Consider the following 19,552-nt stretch of genomic DNA (forward strand, 5'->3'; position numbering starts at 1 on the left):
TGTAACAATGGCCGAAGCAGGACGAATTCGGGCCAGATCGGGACGCGGGTGTGCTTCCGTCCGGGAAAACCCGCCAAGCGGGGTAAAATCCTCGTTTTGCTTCCTTCCTTATACGGCGCCCGCATCGTGTCCCTTGTTCAGCATCTGCCTGGTTCCTCCGTCCTGTCCTCCTTTCGTCGTGACCGCCTGCTGGCGCAATTGAAGGAAGCCGGCCTGCCGGTGGCCGACATTTCCGCCCGCTACGAGCACTTCGTCAGCACCGACGCCGCCCTGACGGCCGAGCAGCAGCAGCACCTGACCCAATTGCTGGACTACGGCACGCCCGCCACCGGCGAGGCGCCGGCCAAGAGCCTGGCGCTGCTGGTGATCCCGCGCCTGGGCACGATCTCGCCGTGGGCCAGCAAGGCCACCGACATCGCCCACAACTGTGGCCTGTCGGCCGTGCACCGCATCGAACGCGGCGTGCGCTACGTCATCACCCCCGAACGCGGCCTGCTGGGCGCCAAGTCGTTCGACGCCGACATGCTGGCGCGCGCGGCCGACTGCCTGCACGACCGCATGACCGAAACCGTGGTCGACGCCGGCTTCGACGGCCAGGCGCTGTTCCAGCCGCTGGCCGGCAAGCCGATGCGCACCGTCGACGTGCAGGTGCGTGGCGCCGCCGCGCTGGTCGAGGCCAACGTCAGCCTGGGCCTGGCGCTGTCCGACGATGAAATCGAATACCTGGCCCAGTCGTTCACCGACCTGGGCCGCGATCCCACCGACGTCGAACTGATGATGTTCGCGCAGGCCAACAGCGAACATTGCCGCCACAAGATCTTCAACGCCCAGTGGGTAATCGACGGCCAGGAACAGCCCAACACGCTGTTCGGCATGATCCGCGCCACCCACAAGGCCCAGCCCGAAGGCACCGTGGTCGCGTACTCGGACAACGCCGCCATCATGGCCGGCGGCCCGGCGCAGCGCTTCCAGGCCGGCGTGCCGGGCGTGACCGGCGAGGGCGTCGACGGCGCCAGGTACATCCGCCGCGACACCACCGTGCACACCCTGATGAAGGTCGAGACGCACAACCACCCGACCGCGATCGCGCCGTTCCCCGGCGCCTCGACCGGCGCCGGCGGCGAAATCCGCGACGAAGGCGCCACCGGCCGCGGCTCCAAGCCCAAGGCCGGCCTGACCGGCTTCACCGTCTCGCATCTGCGCTTCGACGACGCCACGCAGCCCTGGGAAGCCGATCACCACGGCCTGCCGGACCGCATCGCCACGCCGCTGTCCATCATGATCGACGGCCCCATCGGCGGCGCCGCCTTCAACAACGAATTCGGCCGTCCCAACCTGCTGGGCTATTTCCGTTCGTTCGAGCAGACCGCCGGCGGCACGCGCTGGGGCTACCACAAGCCCATCATGATCGCGGGCGGCCTGGGCAGCATCGACGCCGGCCTGACCCACAAGGACGTGATTCCCCCCGGCGCGCTGCTGATCCAGCTGGGCGGCCCGGGTTTCCGCATCGGCATGGGCGGCGGCGCCGCCTCCAGCATCAGCATGGGCAGCAACTCGGCCGAACTCGATTTCGACTCGGTCCAGCGCGGCAACCCTGAACTGGAACGCCGCGCCCAGGAAGTCATCGACCGCTGCTGGCAGCAGGCCGAGAACAACCCCATCATCGCCATCCATGACGTCGGCGCGGGCGGCCTGTCCAACGCCTTCCCGGAACTGGTGAACGACGCCGGCCGTGGCGCCATCTTCGATCTCAAGCGCGTGCCGCTGGAAGAATCCGGCCTGTCGCCCGCCGAGATCTGGAGCAATGAATCGCAGGAACGCTACGTCCTGTCGATCCTGCCGCAGGACCTGGAACGCTTCGACGCCATCGCCCGCCGCGAACGCTGTCCCTACGCGGTGGTGGGCGTGGCCACCGAAGAACGCCAGTTGCGCGTGGTCGACGGCGAGGGCCTGCCCGGCCTGGACACGATCCGTCCGCAAGGCGAGGCCGAAGTGCGCCCGGTCGACGTGCCGATCGACGTCATCCTGGGCAAGCCGCCGCGCATGACGCGCGACGTGCGCCGCCTGCCCGGCGTGTCCGAGCCGCTCGACCTGGCCGGCATCGACCTGACCGAAGCCGCCTACCGCGTGCTGCGCCACCCCACCGTGGCCAACAAGTCGTTCCTCATCACCATCGGCGACCGCACCGTCGGCGGCCTCTCCAGCCGCGACCAGATGGTCGGCCCGTGGCAGGTGCCGGTGGCCGACTGCGCCGTCACCCTGGCCGACTACCAGGGCTTCCGCGGCGAAGCCATGGCGATGGGCGAACGCACCCCGATCGCCATGCTGAACGCGCCGGCCTCCGGCCGCATGGCCGTGGCCGAGGCCCTGACCAACCTGGCCGCCGCCGACGTGGCGCGCCTGGAAGACATCAAGCTGTCCGCCAACTGGATGGCCGCCTGCGGCGTCGACGGCCAGGACGCCGCGCTGTACGACACCGTGTCGGCCGTCAGCGAGCTGTGCCAGGCCGCCGGCCTGTCGATCCCGGTGGGCAAGGATTCCCTGTCCATGAAGACGTCCTGGGAACAGGACGGCGAGCAGCGCCAGGTGGTGGCGCCGGTGTCGCTGATCGTCACGGCCTTCGCGCCGGTCGGCGACGTGCGCGCCAGCCTCACGCCGCAATTGCGCACCGACGCCGGCGACAGCGTGCTGATCCTGGTCGACCTGGGCCGAGGCCTGCACCGCATGGGCGGCTCGATCCTGGCGCAGACCTACAACCAGGTCGGCGAGACCGTGCCGGACATCGATTCGCCGGAAGCCCTGCGCGCCTTCTTCATCACCATCCGCACGCTGGCCGAAGCCGGCACCATCCTGGCCTACCACGACCGTTCGGACGGCGGCCTGTTCGCCACCCTGGTCGAAATGGCCTTCGCCGGCCGCACCGGCATCTCGGTCAACCTGGACATGCTGACCTTCGACCCGCAATCGGCTGATTGGGGCGACTACAAGATCCGTCCGGAACAGGTGGCGGTGCAGCGCGACGAACTGACGCTCAAGGCGCTGTTCGCGGAAGAAGCCGGCGCCGTCATCCAGGTGCCGGCCGCCCAGCGCGACGCCGTCATGCAGGTGCTGCGCGGCGCCGGCCTGTCGGCCCACTCGCACGTCATCGGCGGCCTGAACGGCGGCGACGAGATCGAGTTCTACCGCGACGGCAAGAAGGTCTGGGGCCAGCCGCGCGCCGACCTCGGCCGCGCCTGGAGCGAAGTGTCCTACCGCATCATGGCGCGCCGCGACAACCCCGCTTGCGCCCAGGCCGAGCTGGACGTCTGGAACGACACGCAGGACCCGGGCATGAGCCCCAACGTGGCCTTCGACCCGCAGGAAGACGTGGCCGCGCCGTTCATCAACAGCGGCAAGCGTCCGCGCGTGGCGATCCTGCGCGAGCAGGGCTGCAACAGCCAGGTGGAAATGGGCTGGGCCTTCGACACCGCCGGCTTCGACGCGGTCGACGTGCACATGACCGACCTGCTGTCGGGCCGCGTCGACCTGGCGCAGGTGCAGGGCCTGGTGGCCGTGGGCGGCTTCAGCTACGGCGACGTGCTGGGCGCCGGCGAGGGCTGGGCCCGCACCATCCGCTTCAATAGCAAGCTGTCGGATCAGTTCGCGGCGTATTTCGCCCGTCCCGACACCTTCGCGCTGGGCGTGTGCAACGGCTGCCAGATGATGGCCGCGCTGGCCCCGATGATCCCGGGCGCCGAGCACTGGCCGCGCTTCACCCGCAACCTGTCGGAGAAGTACGAGGCGCGCCTGTCGCTGGTCGAGCTGGCCAAGTCGCCGTCGATCTTCTTTGCCGGCATGGAAGGCGCCCGTATTCCGGTCGCCGTGGCGCACGGCGAAGGCTATGCCGACTTCTCGCAGCAGGGCGATGCCGGCCGCGTGCTGACGGCGGCGCGCTACATCGACAACCGCGGCAACGCCACCGAGGCCTATCCGTTCAACCCGAACGGCAGCCCGGGCGGCCTGACGTCCGTCACCACCGCCGACGGCCGTTTCACCGTGATGATGCCGCACCCGGAACGCGTGACCCGCAACGTCATGATGTCGTGGGCGCCCGAGAAGTGGGGCAACGCCGATAGCGGCGGCCAGTTCAGCCCGTGGATGCGTATCTTCCGCAACGCGCGCGCCTGGCTGAAATAAAAGGAGCCCCCACGCTGCGCGCTTCGCGCTTGCTGCCCCCCGAGGGGGCTGCCTCGCCTTGGGGCGGCCCGGCGGCGAGGCGCGCCCCCACGCTGCGCGCTTCGCGCTTGCTGCCCCCGAGGGGGCTGCCTCGCCTTGGGGCGGCCCGGCGGCGAGGCGGCCATTCTTGCTGGCTTGATGCAAAAGAGCCCCACCGGAATCGGTGGGGCTTTTTTTTGCACGCCGGCAGTGCGCGGCGGCCACGACCGCTAACGAGGGTAATAGTCGGTTGTAACCCAATGAGATATTTAACTTTTCATTGCAATAAGCCGTAAACAGGGGGACAGCCGCCCAAGGCTGCCCTCCGCAAACCCCGAGTGGCCCCCTCCCCATGTTCAAGAATCTGAGTATCCGCGCCGTCCTGACGACCGCGCTCTGTCTTTTTTTCGCCCTTTTCCTGGTGACCGGCATCGCCGTCTACCAGCAGCTGACCTCCAACCGCACCTCCATCGAGGTGATGCTGGATACCAACCTGGTGCGCGCCAACGCGGTGGACGACGCCGGTTCCGAACTGCTGCGCGCCCGCCTGGTGCTGCTGGCGGCCCAGACCACCTTGCTGGAAGGCAAGAGCATCGACAACCTGGCCAGCATGCAACGGCTGGACGGCTACACCAAGAAGGCCGCCGACCTGATCCAGAGCGCGCGCCAGAATCCCGAGACCTCGCCCGTGGGCAAGCCGCTGTTCGACGAGGCGCTGGCCGCCTATGAGGTCTATCAGCGCGACGCGATCGCGCCGATGGTCGCCGCGATCCGCGCCGGCAAGGCGCAGGACGCCAGCCGCCTGAACCTGGAGAAGGTCACGCCGCTGGGCATCGCCTTCACCCAGGCGATCCAGAAGTATGTCGATTACGCCGATGAGGTCGGCCAGCGCGTGGCGCGCGAGGCCAACACCCGCATCAATGGCGCCATCGCCTTCCTGATCGGCCTGCTGGTGGTGGTGGCGGTGCTGGTGGTGGGCCTGTACGCGGTGTTTGCGCGTTCGGTGTTCCGGCCGCTGCACGAGGCCGGCCGCCTGTTCGACCGCATCGCCGGCGGCGACCTGACCAACCGCATCGAGCAGCGCGGCAACAATGAGATCGGCGTGCTCTACGCGGCCGTCAAGCGCATGCAGGACAGCCTGGCGCGCACCGTGGCCGCCGTGCGCCAGGGCGTGGAAGAGATCCACACCGGTTCGCGCGAGATCGCGGCGGGCAACATCGACCTGTCCTCGCGCACCGAGCAGCAGGCCGCCTCGCTGGAGGAAACCGCCGCCAGCATGGACGAACTGTCGTCCACCGTGAAGAACAATGCCGACAGCTCGCGCAGCGCCTCGCAACTGGCGACGGCGGCGTCCGATGTGGCTACCCGTGGCGGCCAGGCGGTGGGTGACGTGGTGGGCACCATGCGCGCCATCGCCGACAGCTCCAACCGCATCGCCGACATCGTCGGCGTGATCGACGGCATCGCCTTCCAGACCAACATCCTGGCGTTGAACGCGGCGGTGGAAGCGGCCCGCGCCGGCGAGCAGGGCAAGGGCTTCGCGGTGGTGGCGAGCGAAGTGCGCGCGCTGGCGCAGCGCAGCGGCCAGGCCGCCAAGGAGATCAAGGGCCTGATCGACGACTCGGTGCAGAAGGTCTCGATCGGTTCCGACCAGGTCGAAGCGGCCGGCGCCACCATGCAGGAGATCGTGACCTCGGTGCGCCGCGTGACGGACATCATCAACGAAATCTCCAGCGCCTCCGAAGAGCAGTCCCAGGGCATCGAGCAGGTCAACCAGGCGGTGTCGCAGATGGACAGCGTGACGCAGCAGAACGCCGCGCTGGTCGAACAGGCCGCCGCGTCGGCCGCCTCGCTGGAAGCCCAGGCGCAAAGCCTGCGCGAAGCGGTGGCGGTGTTCAAGCTGCAGACGGGGCGCGTGATCGACGCCGAGGCGCCGGCCCTGGGCCGCGGCGGCGAGCCGGCGCTGCTCGGCGCCTGATCGGCGCCTGATCGGTGCCTGATCCCGGCGCCTGATCCCGGCTTCGCCGGCCGAGGCGGGCGGGCGCCTTCGCGTCCCGCGCCTCGCCCCGTCATGGCGGGCGAGGCCCGCCGCCGTCGCGGTCAGGCCGCCAGCGCCCGCGTCAGGTGTTCGATCAAGGCGCGGATGCGCGCCGGCAGCCGGGGCGTTTCCGTCAAGGCATACAGCGTCACCGGCTCCAGTTCCCAATCCGGCAGCACCGCGACCAGCCCGGGCGCGGCGTCGCGCAGCGGCGCGATGCCGGCGCCGCGCGCGGCCAGTTGCCACGCCATCTCGGGATCATCCACGCAATAGCGTTCGCGCGTCATGACGACGGCGCGATCCTGGCCGCGCCGCAGCTGCCAGCGCGCGGGGGCGCCGTTGTCGTCGGCATGCACGCCGATGCAGTCGTGCGCCGCCAGGTCGGTCGGGCGTTCGGGCGCCGGCCGCCGCGCCAGATACTCGGGGGCGGCATACAGGCGGGCGCGCAGGGCGCCCAGGCGGTGCGCCACCCAGGAAGGATCGGTGGGCGGTTCCAGCCGGATCGTCAGGTCGCGGCGGTGCCGCGCCAGGTCCGCCGGGTCGGCCCGTTTCGTGCTCAATTGGAAGCGCAGGCCGGGATGGCGCGCCGCGAAGGCCGCCAGCGCCGGGGCCAGCACCCGCTGCACCCGGGTGTCGGGCAGGGTCACGCGCAGCAGCCCGGCGCTGCCGGCCGCCGATCGTTGCGGACGCGGCGGCGCGGACAGGGGAATGCCCAGCGCGGCCGCGGCGCGGCCGAGACGGTGGGCGCTGGCGACGTCGGCGAACCCTTCCAGGCCGTGTGGCGGTTTCATGGGGCCGATTCCCGGGGAGAGGCGCGGCCTTGGCCGCTCAGAAGGCGTAGACCACGCCGACGCTGCCGAACATGTTGGTGCGGCGCTCGGTCAGCGGGCTGTCGCGCGCGTCGCCCAGCAGCGAGTTCACGCCGACCGTGGTGATGGTGCTCCAGCTGGGGTTGATGCGGTACGACCAGCTGGCGAACAGCGCCGCCGACTTGAAGCCGGACCCCGGCGAGTAGGTCGAAAGCCCCGCGCGGCTGCTGGCGGCCTGCGAGGACGTGACGCCGTACCAGGTCTGCATGGAATCGTGGCTGGCCCATTGCGTGCTGGCGCCGACGTTGACGCGGTTGGCGCCGTCCTGCCAGGCGGCGTAGGTGGCGCGCAGTTCGAGCGTGCCGCCGTAGCCGCTGCGCGCGGCCTGGCGGTAGGCGGCGCCCAGCGACAGGGGGCCGGGCGCCCATTCGACGAAGGCGCCGTAGGTGCCGTGGAAGTCGATGTCGTCCAGGCCCTTGGTGCGGTCGGCGTCGCTGGAGTCGCGGCCCAGGCCCATGCCCAGGAACACACCCGCCTTCCAGTCGGGCGCCAGCGCGGTCTGCAGGCCCAGCGCCGGCAGGCCGGCGCGTGGCGAGATGAAGAAGTTGCCGGAATGGTAGTTGATCAGCGGCACGGGCAGGGCGCGGTACTCGCGCGAGCCTTCGTACACCGGCACGTAGCCGACGCCCAGGCCGATGAAATTGGTGCCGGATTGTTGGGCCTGCGCCGTGCCTGCGAGGCAGGCCAGGGCGGCGGCGCCAGTTGCTAACATAGCCAGCTTCATTGCGGGGATTTCCTTAGTCGTGAAGCCCGCGCGCGGCGAATGCCGGTACGCGGTAAGACGCCCATTGTCGGAGCGGGCTTTTAAAAATTCTTTAAATCCAGGCCGGCACAATGCCGTCCCATGGATAGTCCGGGAGCGTTCTTGCAAGTTCTGCTGGTGGAAGATGACGCCATGCTGGGGGATGCCTTGCGCGCCAGCCTGGCGCGCGCGGGCATGCGCGTCGATTGGGTGCGCGACGTGGCCGAGGCCCGCCTGGCGCTGGTCGAGCACGGCTACGGCGCCGTGCTGCTGGACCTGGGGCTGCCGGGGGGCAGCGGGCTGACGGTGCTCAAGCACCTGCGTTCGCGCTATGACGCGACGCCGGTGCTCATCATCACCGCGCGCGACCGCCTCAGCGAGCGGATCCAGGGGCTGGACGCGGGCGCCGACGACTACATCGTCAAGCCCTTCCAGCTGGACGAGCTGCAGGCGCGGCTGCGGGCGGTCGTGCGCCGCAGCAGCAATTCGGTGGTGTCCGTCCTGCGCTGCCGCGACGTGCAGCTGGATCCGGCGCGGCGCGTGGTGACGCGGGCCGGCGCCGAGGTCGTGCTCAGCGCCAGCGAATACCGCACCCTGCTGGCGCTGATGGAGCGCGCCGGCCAGACCGTCAGCCGCGAGCAACTGGAGGCCGCCGTCTATGGCGGCAGCGGCACCATCGAGAGCAACACCGTGGCGGTGTACGTGCATCAATTGCGGCGCAAGCTCGGCGACGACCTGGTGGCCACCGTGCATGGCCTGGGTTACCGCATCGCGGCGGCGGAAACGGCATGAAGACCCTGCGCAAGCGCCTGACGGTCACCTTGCTGTTGACGCTGCTGTTGACCTGGGCGGCGGTGTTCATGTGCCAGCAGCACGCCATGACCGAGGCGCGCACCGGCATCCGCGACCAGGCGCTGATGGACTCGGCCAACCAGACCATCCTGTCGCTGCGGCGCAGCCTGCTCGAGGAGCGCCCGGACGAGCGCTTCGAACTGCCGCCGTCCAGCCATTTCCGTGGTGAGCGCACCACCGTGCAGATCTGGTCCAGGCCCGACCGCCGCCTGGCGCTGCGTTCGCCCGAGGCGCCGCGCCAGCCGCTCAATCCGGAGTTCGAGGACGGCTTTCGCGACAGCGTGATCGGCGGCGACACCTGGCGCGTGTATTCGCTCAGCGACGCCTCCGGCCAGGTGCAGGTGCAGCTGGCGCGGGCCGACAGCGACCTGCGGGCCGAGGCGCTGGCGGCTTTCAAGCGCGGCCTGCTCATCGTGTCGGCGTTGTTCCTGCTGCTGGCGGCGGCGACCTGGATCGTGGTGCGGCTGGCGTTCCGCCCCGTCGACCAGGCCGGCGACGCGATCCAGCACCGCGCGCCGTTCGACCTGGCGCCCCTGCCGCTGGACGGCCTGCCTGGTGAATTGCATCCGTTCGTGCGCTCCATCAACACCTTGCTGGTGCGGCTGCAGGCCGCCATGGACCACGAGCGGCGCTTCCTGGCCGACGCGGCGCACGAACTGCGCACGCCGCTGGCCGCGCTCAGCGCCCAGACCGAGCTGCTGTCGCAACGCATCGCCGACACGCCGGCCGCCGACGCCGCGGCCCAGCTGCGCGCGGTGGCGCAGCGCACCGCGCGCCTGGCCGAACAATTGCTGGACCAGGCCCGCATGGACGCCGTCAGCGAAACCCGCGCCGATCTCGACACCGTGTCGCTGGACGAGCTGGTGGTGCTGCTGGTGCGCGATGGCGAGGCGGCCGCGGCGCGCAAGCGCCAGCGCATCCAGCTGGAGGTGCGGGCGTGCGACGTGCGCGGCGGCATGGATACGCTGGGCGTGCTGGTGCGCAACCTGCTGGACAACGCCTTGCGCTACACCCCCGAGGGCGGGCAGATCGCCGTGGCCTGCGGACCGGGCGAGCAGGGCGGGGCCTGGTTGCGCGTGGCCGACGACGGCCCCGGCATCGCGCCCGGCGAACGCGCGCGGGTGTTCGACCGCTTCTATCGCGCCCCGGGCGCCAGCGGCGGCGGCAGCGGCATCGGGCTGTCGCTGGTGGCGCAGATCGCCGCGCGCCATGGCGCGGTGGTGGCGTTCGTTCCCGGCCTGAATGCACGGGGCGTGGGACTGTTGGTGACGTTTCCCGGCAACCACGCGCCGGCCTGAAAGCTGGCCGCAATGCGCCGCGAGGGAACTGCGCCGGCCGCGTTGTTACTTACCGGGGTGCGGGCAGGTCCCTGCCCGTGGTCAACGATGCGCGGAGAAGTCCCATGAACGACATTGCGGCCTTGCGGTCAGGCGCGAATCTACTGCAACATGAAGTTACAGACTTGCAGGAAGACCATGCCAGGACGGCCAATAATTATTCTCGGCTGGCGCAACTGCTGGACGGCCTCGCCGTCTCCAATCAGGAGCATCGGACCAACCTTGAGGCGCAGTATCCCAGTGCGTTCCAGCCCGATGCCAGGAACGGCGAGGCGGTTGCCAAGGGCGCCGACGAAATCCTGCAGCAGCAGCGGTTGGTCCATGACTGTCTGTCCCTGGTGGGCGCGTTGAGCGAAGATGAGCAGATCCACGGCGAACGGCTCAATCGCGTCAACGAGCGCCTGCACGACGCCTTGGCGCTGGTCCGGCATGGCCATACGCCCTCTGTCGAGGATGCGACCCGGCTGCGCAGCCATCTTCAGGAAGTGCGCGACGACGTGTCCGCCATGGTCGACCGTCACCAGGTGATGCTCGAGGCCAACGCCGCGTTGATGGATATGATCGGCCGGTTGAAGGCCGAAGCGCCGAACGTGCCACCGCCGGTGCGAGATCCCCGGCAGGCCCTGGACAACATGCGGGCGGAAGGCGATATCCAGATCCCGCAGGGGGGTGTGGCGGCGGTATCCACGTCGACGTTCACCGTACCCTCGTCGTTCGCGGTGAGCAGCCGCATCGCGGAGGGATTGCACCCTGGCAGCTCGTTGGGCTCGCGCGCCATCGTCAGTGCGGATGAGTCGAGCAGCCAGGTCGTCTGCAACAACCTGGTGCGTGTTTCGGCGCAGGATCTCGAGGACCCCGCCCGCCTTGAGCGGATCGTTCACTCCCTCACCCACAATCCCGCCCGGGGTTGCTTTTCGGTCGCCGCGGAACGGCAGGGGGAGTTGACCGCACCCTCTGAGCAAACATTGTCGGGCCGCATGTTCAACACCGCGATCCTCATCATCGATCCGAAGAAGCTCGGCCAACAGGATCAGGAGGGCCTCGGCGGTCTGCTGCTCGAGCCGACGGTCAGCACGGAATGCTCCGTGGCCTCGGTCGGCCAGCACGCGATCATTGCCGCGATCGTGCCGCAGCGCACGGGCGGCCACGTGGGCGTTTCCACCCTGCAGGTGGGTGACACGACCGCCAATTTCGAAATGCGCGTTGGCGGCGGCAGCACGGCATTCCAGAACTTGACCATGCCTGATTACGCCCAGGGCTTGACCGACGTGCTGCGTGCCAATCCGGACCGGACGATGCTGATCCATCTGACTCGGTTCAAGTAAGCGCGGCTATCAGCCCTCCCGGCCGCGAGGGGCGCGGCCGGGAGGGCGACGAGATCGCCGGGGGCGGACAGCCTTACTGATCCAGCTGGATCTTGGCATCGGCCGCCACGTTCTTCCACTTCTTCACGTCGCTGGCGATGACGTTCTTGAACGCTTCCGAGGTGCCGGCCACCACCGTGCCGCCCAGGCTGGCCATCTTGGCCTTGACCTCGGGGTTGTTGAGCGCCTTGACCGAGGCGTCGTGCAGCTTCTGCGTCACGTCGGCCGGCAGGCCCTTGGGCGCCAGCAGGCCGTTCCAGGCGTTGGCTTCGTAGCGCGGCAGGCCGGCTTCCTTGAAGGTCGGCGTGTCCGGCAGCTCCGGCGAACGGGTGTCGGCGGCGATGGCGATGGGACGGATCTGGCCGCCCTTGATGTACGGCAGCGAGGCCGGCACGGGTTCCCAGATCATCGAGACCTGGCCGCTGATGACGTCGGTGAAGGCCGGGCCCGCGCCGCGGTAGGCGATGTGCATGAGCTTGGCGCCGGTCATCGACTTCATCAGCTCCATCGCCAGGTTGCCCAGGCCGCCCGCGCCCGACGAGGCGTAGGTGTACTTGTCCGGGTTGGCCTTGGCGGCGGCGATCAGGCCGTTCAGGTCGGTGGCGGGGAAGTCCTTGGTCACGCTCAGCACGCCCGGCACGGTCACCAGCTGCGTGATGGCGGTGAAATCCTGCACCGCGTCGTAGGTCAGGTTCTTGTAGACCGCGGGGTTGGTGCCGTGGGTGCTGGACGAGGCCAGCAGCAGGATGTAGCCGTCCGGCGCGGCGTCGGCCACGTAGCGCGTGCCGATCGAGCCGCCCGCGCCGGCCTTGTTCTCGACCACCACGGTGGCGCCCAGTTCGGTGCCCAGCTGCGCGGCGAACACGCGGCCGATGATGTCGGCGGTGCCGCCGGGGGCGAACGGCACGATCAGGCGCACGGGCTTGTTGGGATAGTCGGCCTGCTGCGCCGAGGCCGCGCCCGCGATCAGCGAGGCGCCGCTCAGCAACGCCACGGCGATTGCGGTTTTGGTCAGTTTCATGGTGTCTCCAGGCGAAGGTTAGTCGAGGCCGTTGAGCCAGTCGACGATCAGTTCGGCGATGCGGTCGCTGTTGCGGTCCAGCATGCAGAAATGGGAATTGCCGGCGATGCCGGCGGCGGGCAGGTCCAGCACGTCGGCGCGCCGGCCGGCCCGCCGCAGGGCGTCCCAGTAGGCGTCCGTCTGCGCGCGGTAGCGCCGCCAGGTGTCGTTGTGGTCGAAGTGGTCGCCCCAGACCAGCAGTTGCGGGGGCAGGGGGCCATCGACGCGCTCGGGCGTGCCGGTGGGCTCCACCGCCACCACCGCGCGGATCGGGCCGGGGTACTCGCGCGCCAGCTGGGTGGCGTAGCCGCCGCCCTGGCTGTGGCCGATGACGATGCAGGGACCGGCCAGGTCGAGCAGCTGGCGGTAGGCGTCCAGCGCCATGGCGTCGTGCGCCAGCCAACGCGGCACGAACTGCTTGGCGAAGGTGTCGAAGGCCTGGTCGGGAAATTGCTGCGCCGGATAGGCGTGGCGCGGCTGGCCGGCGGGCGCGTAGCCGTCGGCCGGGCCGATGCGGAACAGGTGCCAGGCCTCTTCCTTGGAGCGGAAGATGGGCGCCGCGTCATAGATCTGCGGATACATCGCCCATGAGGCGCGGCCGCGCTCGGGGGCGTCGGCCACGAACACGTCGTAGCCGGACTGCAGCAGCCGCCAGAGCCAGCCCTGGCGGCCGTCGGGCGTGCTTTCCCATTGCGCGCCGGTCATGCCGCCGCCATGCCACAGCAGCACAGGATGGGCGTGGCGCGGCTCGGCCAGGCGGTATTCCTGCACGTACAGCTGGCCGGCGCAGTAGCTGCCGTTCATGTCGACGGCGCGCGCGGCGCCGTTGCCCACCACTTGCTTCTGCAGCACCGGCAATCCATCGGCCGCGACCTCGCGGCCGCCCAGGAAGTGGCTGCGCAGGGATTTCAACAGGACGGGGGCGTCGGGCATCGGCATCTCCAGGGGACGCCGTAATACTAGTTGTAACAGCCACCGGGTTTGTGCAAAATGTGCAGGGCTTGTGCCGATACGGCACAGCCAGACAAGAAGACGGTGGAGACGGCATGGATATCAAGTGGCTCGAGGACTTCGTGGCCCTGTCGAAGGCGCGCAACCTGTTCCAGGCGGCCGAGGCGCGCAACGTCACGCATCCGGCCTTCGGGCGCCGCATCAAGGCGCTGGAGGACTGGGCCGGCGTGCCGCTGGTCGAGCGCGGCCACCAGGTCTCGACGCTGAACGCGGCCGGGCGCAGCATGCTGGCGGCCGCCATCGACGTGCTCGACATCCTGCGCGAGACGCGCCAGGGCCTGCAGAAGCCCGAGCTGGAACGCACTCGCCGCATCGTCATCGCTTCGGGCAAGACGCTGGCGCATTCGGTGCTGCCCGGGTTGATGGCCAACGTGCAGCAGGGCATGCAGCCGTTCCAGCTGAAGGTGGTCACCACCACGCTCAACTACGGCATCGACATGCTGGCCGACGGCGAGGTCGATTTCCTGCTGTGCCACGCGCACGAGCCGCTGTACGCGCAGATCGACAACCCCAACTACCGCTTTCGCCGGGTCGGCGCCGACAAGCTGGTGGCCGTCAGCGCGCCGCTGGCGCCCGGCAGCCGCCACCCGCGCCACGCCGTGCCCAAGCTGGCCTCGGATCCGGCCGTGCCGTTCCTGGCCTACGCCGACAGCATGTCGCTGGGCCGCATCCTGCGCGACCGCCTGCGCGGCCTGTGCATGCCGGCGCAGTTGCAGACCATGTACGAGTCGGACCTGGCCGACGCGCTGCACGCCATGGCCCGCCAGGGCTTCGGCCTGGCGTGGCTGCCGCACACCCTGGTCGAATCCGACCTGCGCGCCGGCGCCCTGGTGCGGGCCGACAGCGCGCGCAACGACATCCACATGGAGATCCGGCTGTACCAGTCAGTGGACAACGCCAAGCCGCTGGCGCGCCAGGTGTGGAGCCGGATCGAGGCGTATGCGGCGCGCTAGGCATAAAATAGAGGATTATTCCGCTTCCCGACCACAGGATCCCGCGCCATGAACGCACGCATCCCCGACGACGCACTTCCTCCTACCCTCGATCCGAAGGCTCTGCAGGCTTTTGTGGACGACAAGTGGGACAACGAGATCATCCCCGCGCTGACCGACTACATCGCCATCCCGGCCAAGAGCCCGGCGTTCGATGCCGACTGGGAAAAGAACGCGTTCATCGAGCGCGTGGTGCGCGATGCGGCGCAGTGGGTCGAAGCCCAGAAGGTCTCGGGCCTGAAGCTGGAAGTGGTGCGCCTGCCGGGCCGCACGCCGGTGATCTTCTTCGACGCGCCCGCCACCCGCAGCGACAACGGCGACACCGTGCTGCTGTACGGCCACCTCGACAAGCAGCCGGAATTCTCGGGCTGGCGCGCCGGCCTGGGCCCCTGGACCCCCAAGTACGAAGACGGCAAGCTCTACGGCCGCGGCGGCGCCGACGACGGCTACGCCGTGTACGCCTCGCTCACCGCCATCATGGCGCTGGACAAGCAGGGCATTCCGCGCCCGCGCTGCGTCGGCATCGTCGAGACCTGTGAAGAGTCCGGCAGCTACGACCTGCTGCCCTACGTCGACGCGCTGCGCGACCGCCTCGGCAACGTGGCCCTGGTGGTGTGCCTGGATTCGGGCGCCGGCAACTATGACCAGCTGTGGATGACCACCTCGCTGCGCGGCATGGTTTCGGGCACGCTGGAAGTGCAGGTGCTGGACGAAGGCGTGCACTCGGGCGACTCCAGCGGCGTGGTGCCGTCGTCGTTCCGCATCCTGCGCCACCTGCTGGACCGCCTGGAAGACAGCGGCACCGGCCGCCTGCTGCCGCAAAGCCTGCACTGCGAGATTCCGGCCGACCGCATCGAGCAGGTGCACGCCACCGCCCGCATCCTGGGCGACGAAGTGTGGCGCCGTTTCCCCTGGAGCTGCGGCGCCGAGGGCGGCTTCGTGCTGCCCATGACCACCGATCCGGAACAGGCCCTGCTGAACCGCACCTGGCGTCCGACCCTGTCTGTGACCGGCGCCGAAGGCCTGCCGCCGCTGTCCAGCGCCGGCAACGTGCTGCGTCCGCGCACTGCCTTCAAGCTGTCGCTGCGCCTGCCGCCGCTGATCGACGCCGTCGCCGCGTCCGAAGAGATCAAGGCCCTGCTGGAAGCCGACGCGCCCTACAACGCCAAGGTCCTCTTCAAGGCCAACGAAGGCGCCGCCACCGGCTGGAACGCGCCGGCCTCGGCGCCGTGGCTGACCCAGGCGCTGGATGCCGCCTCGCAGCAATACTATGGCGCGCCCTGCGGCTACATCGGCCAGGGCGGCACCATTCCGCTGATGAGCATGCTGCAGAAGGGCTTCCCCAAGGCCCAGTTCATGGTCTGCGGCGTGCTGGGCCCCAAGTCCAACGCCCACGGCCCGAATGAATTCCTGCACGTGCCCTACGGCAAGAAGCTGACCGCCGCGGTCGCGCAGACCATGGCGGCGATGCCGACGGCCTGATCGGCGTTGGCGGATGAAGGAAAGCCCGGCCTGGCCGGGCTTTTTTTATGGCGTCGCGGCGGCGGAGCGCGCCGAGGGGCGGAAGACCACGTGGAGCGAGGCGTTGGATGTCACGCGCAGGATCACGTCCGCGCGGGGGCGGCGTGAAAGGCAGCGGGCAAGCCACTGCAGCAGCAGCCACAGCGAGACCAGCAGGAAAGCGGCTTCCACAAACACGTGGGTGATGAGCCTGTCGGGAGATGCATTCAGGGGGGCGAGTCGCACGGCGCTGTGCAAGCCGTCTTCGGCCAGCAGCGCCTGCATGCGCGCCGTCAGGAGAGCCATGGCATCGATGTTCTCGATGTAGAAGTCTTCGCGTCGCCGTAGCAGCGCCGCCAGCGCATCGTCGGACAGGTGGTCGGCGAAGTAGGTGAGCGCGATGGCCATCCGTTCCTCACAGGGTAGTCGTGGCGCCACTCTAGCGCGGCTCCGTCGCGCGGCGTCACAGGCTCCGGCAATGTCGGACGAATGGCGAATAGCGAGCGCGGCCGTCAACGGCGCCCCGGCCGCCGCCGTCACAGCGTCCGCACCAGCGCCATCCCGCCGAATAGCGCCGCCAGCCCCAGGCCGAGCGACAGGCCGGCGTACAGCAGCGCCAGGCCGGCGCGGCCCTGTTCCACATGCAGCGCCGTTTCCAGCGCGAAGGTCGAGAAGGTGGTGAAGCCGCCGACGATGCCGGTGGTCAGGAACAGCCGGGTCGGCTGCGACACCGAGAATTTCAACGCCAGCAATTCGGTGATCAGCCCCATGACGAAGCAGCCGATCACGTTGGTGGCCAGGGTGGCGTAGGGGAAGGCGATCCAGCCCAGCCGCAGCGCGGCCAGGCTCATGCCGTAGCGCGCGGCGGAACCCAGGCCGCCGCCGACGAATACCAGCAGTAGATTCAAGGTGTCTCTCCAGATCAAACGATGGAGAGCAACAGCCGGGGCTTGCCCACGGGCCGCGCGGTGGGACAGCGCGGGCGGCCTCCAGCGAGGTCGCGGCCCGAAAACAAGACACCCGCCGCGGCGGGTGTTTGTCTGGACGACACCCGCTGCGGGCATGTTGCCCGGTCAGCAGGAGCCATCAGCCGAGATCGGCGGTTTTGGGAAGCTCCATTCCCATTGCCGGCCATTTTAGCCCAGGTCGGTCGCCTATACTCGCGTTTTGCCAGGATTACCCGCCATGATTTCCACTTCCGACGCCTACGCCAACGTGGTTGCCGAAACCCGCCATTGGCTCACCCAGGCCGTGATCGGCCTGAATCTCTGTCCGTTCGCCAAAGCGGTTCAGGTCAAGGACCAGATCCGCTTTGCCGTCAGCGATGCCACCGACGCCGAAGGCGTCCTGACCGACCTGCAGGACGAGCTGGCCCTGCTGGCCGAGGCCGATCCGGAAAAGATCGACACCACGTTGTTGATCCTTCCCGACGCGCTCGACGATTTCCTCGAGTTCAACGACTTCGAGGACCTGTCGGACCGCCTGCTCAAGCGCATGCGCCTGGTGGGCGAGTTGCAGGTGGCCACGTTCCACCCGCAGTTCCAGTTCGCCGACACGCAGCCGGACGACATCGAGAACTACACCAACCGTTCGCCGTACCCGATCCTGCATCTGCTGCGCGAGGACAGCATCGACCGCGCGGTCGAGTCCTTCCCCGACGCCGCCGAGATCTACGAGAAGAACATCGACACGCTGACGCGGCTGGGCCTGGAAGGCTGGCAGCGGCTGATGCGCAAGCCCGCCTGATGCCGGGCGCGGCCGGCGGCGAAGGCCGTCGGCGCCGTTGTCGCATCTGTCGGGACGCCGCCGCATCGGGGCGCGACCGCGCGGGCACGGTCGGCCGCGCGCGAACGTGAGTTCAGCGGGGCAAGGATGCTCCACCGCAGATGGCGATGTCCTGGCCGGTGATGGCGGCCGCCTCGGCCGACAGCAGGAACGCCACCAGGGCCGCGATCTCGGCCGGCTGTATCAGCCGGCCGATGGGCGGCAGGCGGGCCGGACTGGCGGCCCGCGCGGGGTCGTCCAGCATGCCCGTCTGCGTCGCGGCTGGGGACACCACGTTCACCGTCACGCCGTTGCCCGCCAGTTCGGCGCCCCAGCTGCGCGCCAGCGCCACCAAGGCGGCCTTGGACGCGGCGTATTGGCCGCGGCCCGGCATGCCCTGCGCGACGCGGCTGCCGACCAGCACCACGCGGCCGGCGCCCCGCGCCACCATCGACGGCGCCAGGTCCCGGGTCAGGCGGACCGCGGCATCCACATGCAGCTTCCACATGCGTTCGCCGTCGGCGGGGTCCGATTGCGCCAGCGGCGCTACCCGCAACAGCCCCGCCGCATGTACCAGGGCCGTGACATCGTCCAGGGCCTGCGAGGCCTGGCGGGTGGCGGCGTCGTCGCACAGGTCGACCTCGACATGCCGGTAGGCGGCATGCCGGGCCACGGCGGGCCCGAGGTCCAGCCCGGTCACGCGCCAGCCGCCGTCCAGCAGCCGCTGCACGATCGCCTGGCCGATGCCGCCGGTGGCGCCGGTGACCACGGCGTGGCCTGGCGTGGGATCAGTCGACATGGATGTGGCCCTCTTCGATGATCTTGCGCGAGCGCGCCATGTCGTCCTTCTGGAAACGCGTGAACTCGGCCGTGGTGATCGGCGTGATCGTCACGCCCAGCTGTTCGTACTTGGCCGCCATGCCCGAGGACAGGGCCTTGTTGACCTCGGCGTTGAGCTTCTCGACGATCGGCGCGGGGGTGCCGGCCGGCGCCCACAGGCCGTACCAGCTGTAGTACTGGTAGCCGGGCAGCACTTCGCCCACCGTGGGCACGTCGGGCAGGTTGGGCAGGCGCGCTTCCGAGGTGACGGCGAGGATCTTCAGCATGCCGCCCTTGTAGTACGACAGGGCGCCCAGCACCGGGTCGATGAATCCGTCGATGCGTCCGCCCACCAGGTCCTGCAGCGCGGGCGAGGTGCCGCGGTAGGGGATGACCATGTAGTCCAGGCCGCCCTGGCGCTTGAGCAGTTCGGTGGCCAGATGCCCGGCCGAGCCGATCGAGCCGACGGCGAAGGTGAGCCGGCCCGGGTTCTGCTTGGCGTAGGCCAGCAGGCCGGCCAGGTCCGACACCGGCAGGTCCTTCTTGACCGAGACCGACAGCGGCGCCTTGCCGGCCATGGCGACGGGCACGAAGTTCTTGTCGACGTCGAAGGGCACCGACTTCATCGTCATCGGCGCCGTGGTGAAGGTCGAGGCGTTAAAGAGCAGGGTGTAGCCGTCGGCCGGCGACCGGGCCACCACGTCGGCGCCGATGATGCCGTTGCCGCCCGAACGGTTTTCCACCACGAAGCTCTGGCCGGTCTGCTCGCTCAGTTTCTGGGCCACGTCGCGGCCCAGCATGTCCAGCGTGCCGCCCGGCGGAAAGGGAATCACGAACCGCACCTGGCGCGCGGGATAGGGCGCCTCGGCCTGCGCCGCGCCGCCGCCAAGCGCCGTGCACAGGGCCAGCAAGGCGCGCAACAGAATGGATTTCCGCATGATGTGTCTCCTCTCGTTTTGATGTCGTCGCGGCTTGGCCGGGGGCTGTCCCGCCCCTCGGCCGCCGCGCGA

The 19,552-nt window shown here is 69.5% G+C and carries 16 protein-coding genes and 1 riboswitch; of the genes, 8 read left to right on the top strand and 8 right to left on the bottom strand.

Translation table 11 applies throughout. The features are described from left to right. Window positions 1-126: 126 nt before the first annotated feature. Window positions 127-4,176, top strand: a complete 4,050-nt coding sequence (gene purL, locus I6I07_RS20215; RefSeq protein WP_198483430.1) for a phosphoribosylformylglycinamidine synthase — start codon at window positions 127-129, stop codon at window positions 4,174-4,176. A gap of 370 nt (window positions 4,177-4,546) precedes the next feature. Further along, on the top strand, window positions 4,547-6,172 hold the full coding sequence (locus tag I6I07_RS20220) for a methyl-accepting chemotaxis protein (protein ID WP_198483431.1): 1,626 nt from the start codon (window positions 4,547-4,549) through the stop codon (window positions 6,170-6,172). 122 nt (window positions 6,173-6,294) lie between these two features. Here I6I07_RS20220 and I6I07_RS20225 read toward each other — a convergent pair whose 3' ends face one another. Both I6I07_RS20225 and I6I07_RS20230 read right to left on the bottom strand, forming a co-directional pair. Next, window positions 6,295-7,023 (bottom strand): substrate binding domain-containing protein, encoded by a 729-nt coding sequence (locus tag I6I07_RS20225; RefSeq protein ID WP_198483432.1) that lies wholly within the window; start codon window positions 7,021-7,023, stop codon window positions 6,295-6,297. A gap of 37 nt (window positions 7,024-7,060) precedes the next feature. After that, a complete protein-coding gene (locus I6I07_RS20230) occupies window positions 7,061-7,825 on the bottom strand; it encodes a MipA/OmpV family protein (protein ID WP_198483433.1) in 765 nt (254 codons plus the stop codon). 141 nt (window positions 7,826-7,966) lie between these two features. Here I6I07_RS20230 and I6I07_RS20235 point away from each other — a divergent pair, with 141 nt between their 5' ends. The 3 genes from I6I07_RS20235 (at window position 7,967) to I6I07_RS20245 (ending at window position 11,357) form a co-directional block, all read left to right on the top strand. After that, window positions 7,967-8,635, top strand: a complete 669-nt coding sequence (locus I6I07_RS20235; RefSeq protein ID WP_198483434.1) for a response regulator transcription factor — start codon at window positions 7,967-7,969, stop codon at window positions 8,633-8,635. Then, on the top strand, window positions 8,632-9,993 hold the full coding sequence (locus I6I07_RS20240; protein ID WP_198483435.1) for an ATP-binding protein: 1,362 nt from the start codon (window positions 8,632-8,634) through the stop codon (window positions 9,991-9,993). Before I6I07_RS20235 ends, I6I07_RS20240 begins: the two co-directional genes overlap by 4 nt. 104 nt (window positions 9,994-10,097) lie before the next feature. Next, a complete protein-coding gene (locus I6I07_RS20245) occupies window positions 10,098-11,357 on the top strand; it encodes a hypothetical protein (RefSeq protein ID WP_198483436.1) in 1,260 nt (419 codons plus the stop codon). Window positions 11,358-11,430: 73 nt separating this feature from the next. Here the strand turns inward: I6I07_RS20245 and I6I07_RS20250 are convergent, their stop codons facing one another. Both I6I07_RS20250 and I6I07_RS20255 read right to left on the bottom strand, forming a co-directional pair. After that, window positions 11,431-12,417, bottom strand: a complete 987-nt coding sequence (locus I6I07_RS20250; RefSeq protein ID WP_198483437.1) for a Bug family tripartite tricarboxylate transporter substrate binding protein — start codon at window positions 12,415-12,417, stop codon at window positions 11,431-11,433. Between the two features lie 18 nt (window positions 12,418-12,435). After that, window positions 12,436-13,389, bottom strand: a complete 954-nt coding sequence (locus I6I07_RS20255) for an alpha/beta fold hydrolase (protein ID WP_198483438.1) — start codon at window positions 13,387-13,389, stop codon at window positions 12,436-12,438. A 113-nt stretch (window positions 13,390-13,502) separates the two neighbouring features. Here I6I07_RS20255 and I6I07_RS20260 point away from each other — a divergent pair, with 113 nt between their 5' ends. Together I6I07_RS20260 and I6I07_RS20265 are read left to right on the top strand one after the other, a co-directional pair. Continuing rightward, window positions 13,503-14,420, top strand: a complete 918-nt coding sequence (locus I6I07_RS20260) for a LysR family transcriptional regulator (protein ID WP_198483439.1) — start codon at window positions 13,503-13,505, stop codon at window positions 14,418-14,420. A gap of 48 nt (window positions 14,421-14,468) precedes the next feature. Continuing rightward, window positions 14,469-15,941: a M20 family metallopeptidase gene (locus I6I07_RS20265; RefSeq protein WP_198483440.1), complete on the top strand. Its 1,473-nt coding sequence runs from the start codon at window positions 14,469-14,471 to the stop codon at window positions 15,939-15,941. A gap of 45 nt (window positions 15,942-15,986) precedes the next feature. Here I6I07_RS20265 and I6I07_RS20270 read toward each other — a convergent pair whose 3' ends face one another. Both I6I07_RS20270 and crcB read right to left on the bottom strand, forming a co-directional pair. Continuing rightward, window positions 15,987-16,367, bottom strand: coding sequence for a hypothetical protein (locus tag I6I07_RS20270; RefSeq protein ID WP_198483441.1), 381 nt, complete (start codon window positions 16,365-16,367; stop codon window positions 15,987-15,989). Window positions 16,368-16,495: 128 nt separating this feature from the next. Further along, window positions 16,496-16,867, bottom strand: a complete 372-nt coding sequence (gene crcB, locus I6I07_RS20275) for a fluoride efflux transporter CrcB (protein ID WP_054429803.1) — start codon at window positions 16,865-16,867, stop codon at window positions 16,496-16,498. Window positions 16,868-17,029: 162 nt separating this feature from the next. Continuing rightward, window positions 17,030-17,091, bottom strand: a riboswitch (Fluoride riboswitch). A 53-nt stretch (window positions 17,092-17,144) separates the two neighbouring features. On the opposite strand from crcB, the gene I6I07_RS20280 reads away from it, so the two are divergent. After that, window positions 17,145-17,705, top strand: coding sequence for a DUF1415 domain-containing protein (locus I6I07_RS20280; protein ID WP_198483442.1), 561 nt, complete (start codon window positions 17,145-17,147; stop codon window positions 17,703-17,705). Between the two features lie 112 nt (window positions 17,706-17,817). On the opposite strand, the gene I6I07_RS20285 is transcribed toward I6I07_RS20280, so the two are convergent. Further along, on the bottom strand, window positions 17,818-18,522 hold the full coding sequence (locus tag I6I07_RS20285) for an SDR family NAD(P)-dependent oxidoreductase (RefSeq protein ID WP_198483443.1): 705 nt from the start codon (window positions 18,520-18,522) through the stop codon (window positions 17,818-17,820). Then, window positions 18,512-19,480, bottom strand: coding sequence for a Bug family tripartite tricarboxylate transporter substrate binding protein (locus I6I07_RS20290; protein ID WP_198483444.1), 969 nt, complete (start codon window positions 19,478-19,480; stop codon window positions 18,512-18,514). The genes I6I07_RS20285 and I6I07_RS20290 overlap by 11 nt, the downstream gene beginning before the upstream one ends. Window positions 19,481-19,552 lie beyond the last annotated feature (72 nt).

Origin of the sequence: Achromobacter deleyi (assembly GCF_016127315.1) — a bacterium.
Classification (GTDB): Bacteria; Pseudomonadota; Gammaproteobacteria; order Burkholderiales; family Burkholderiaceae_B; genus Achromobacter; species Achromobacter insuavis_A.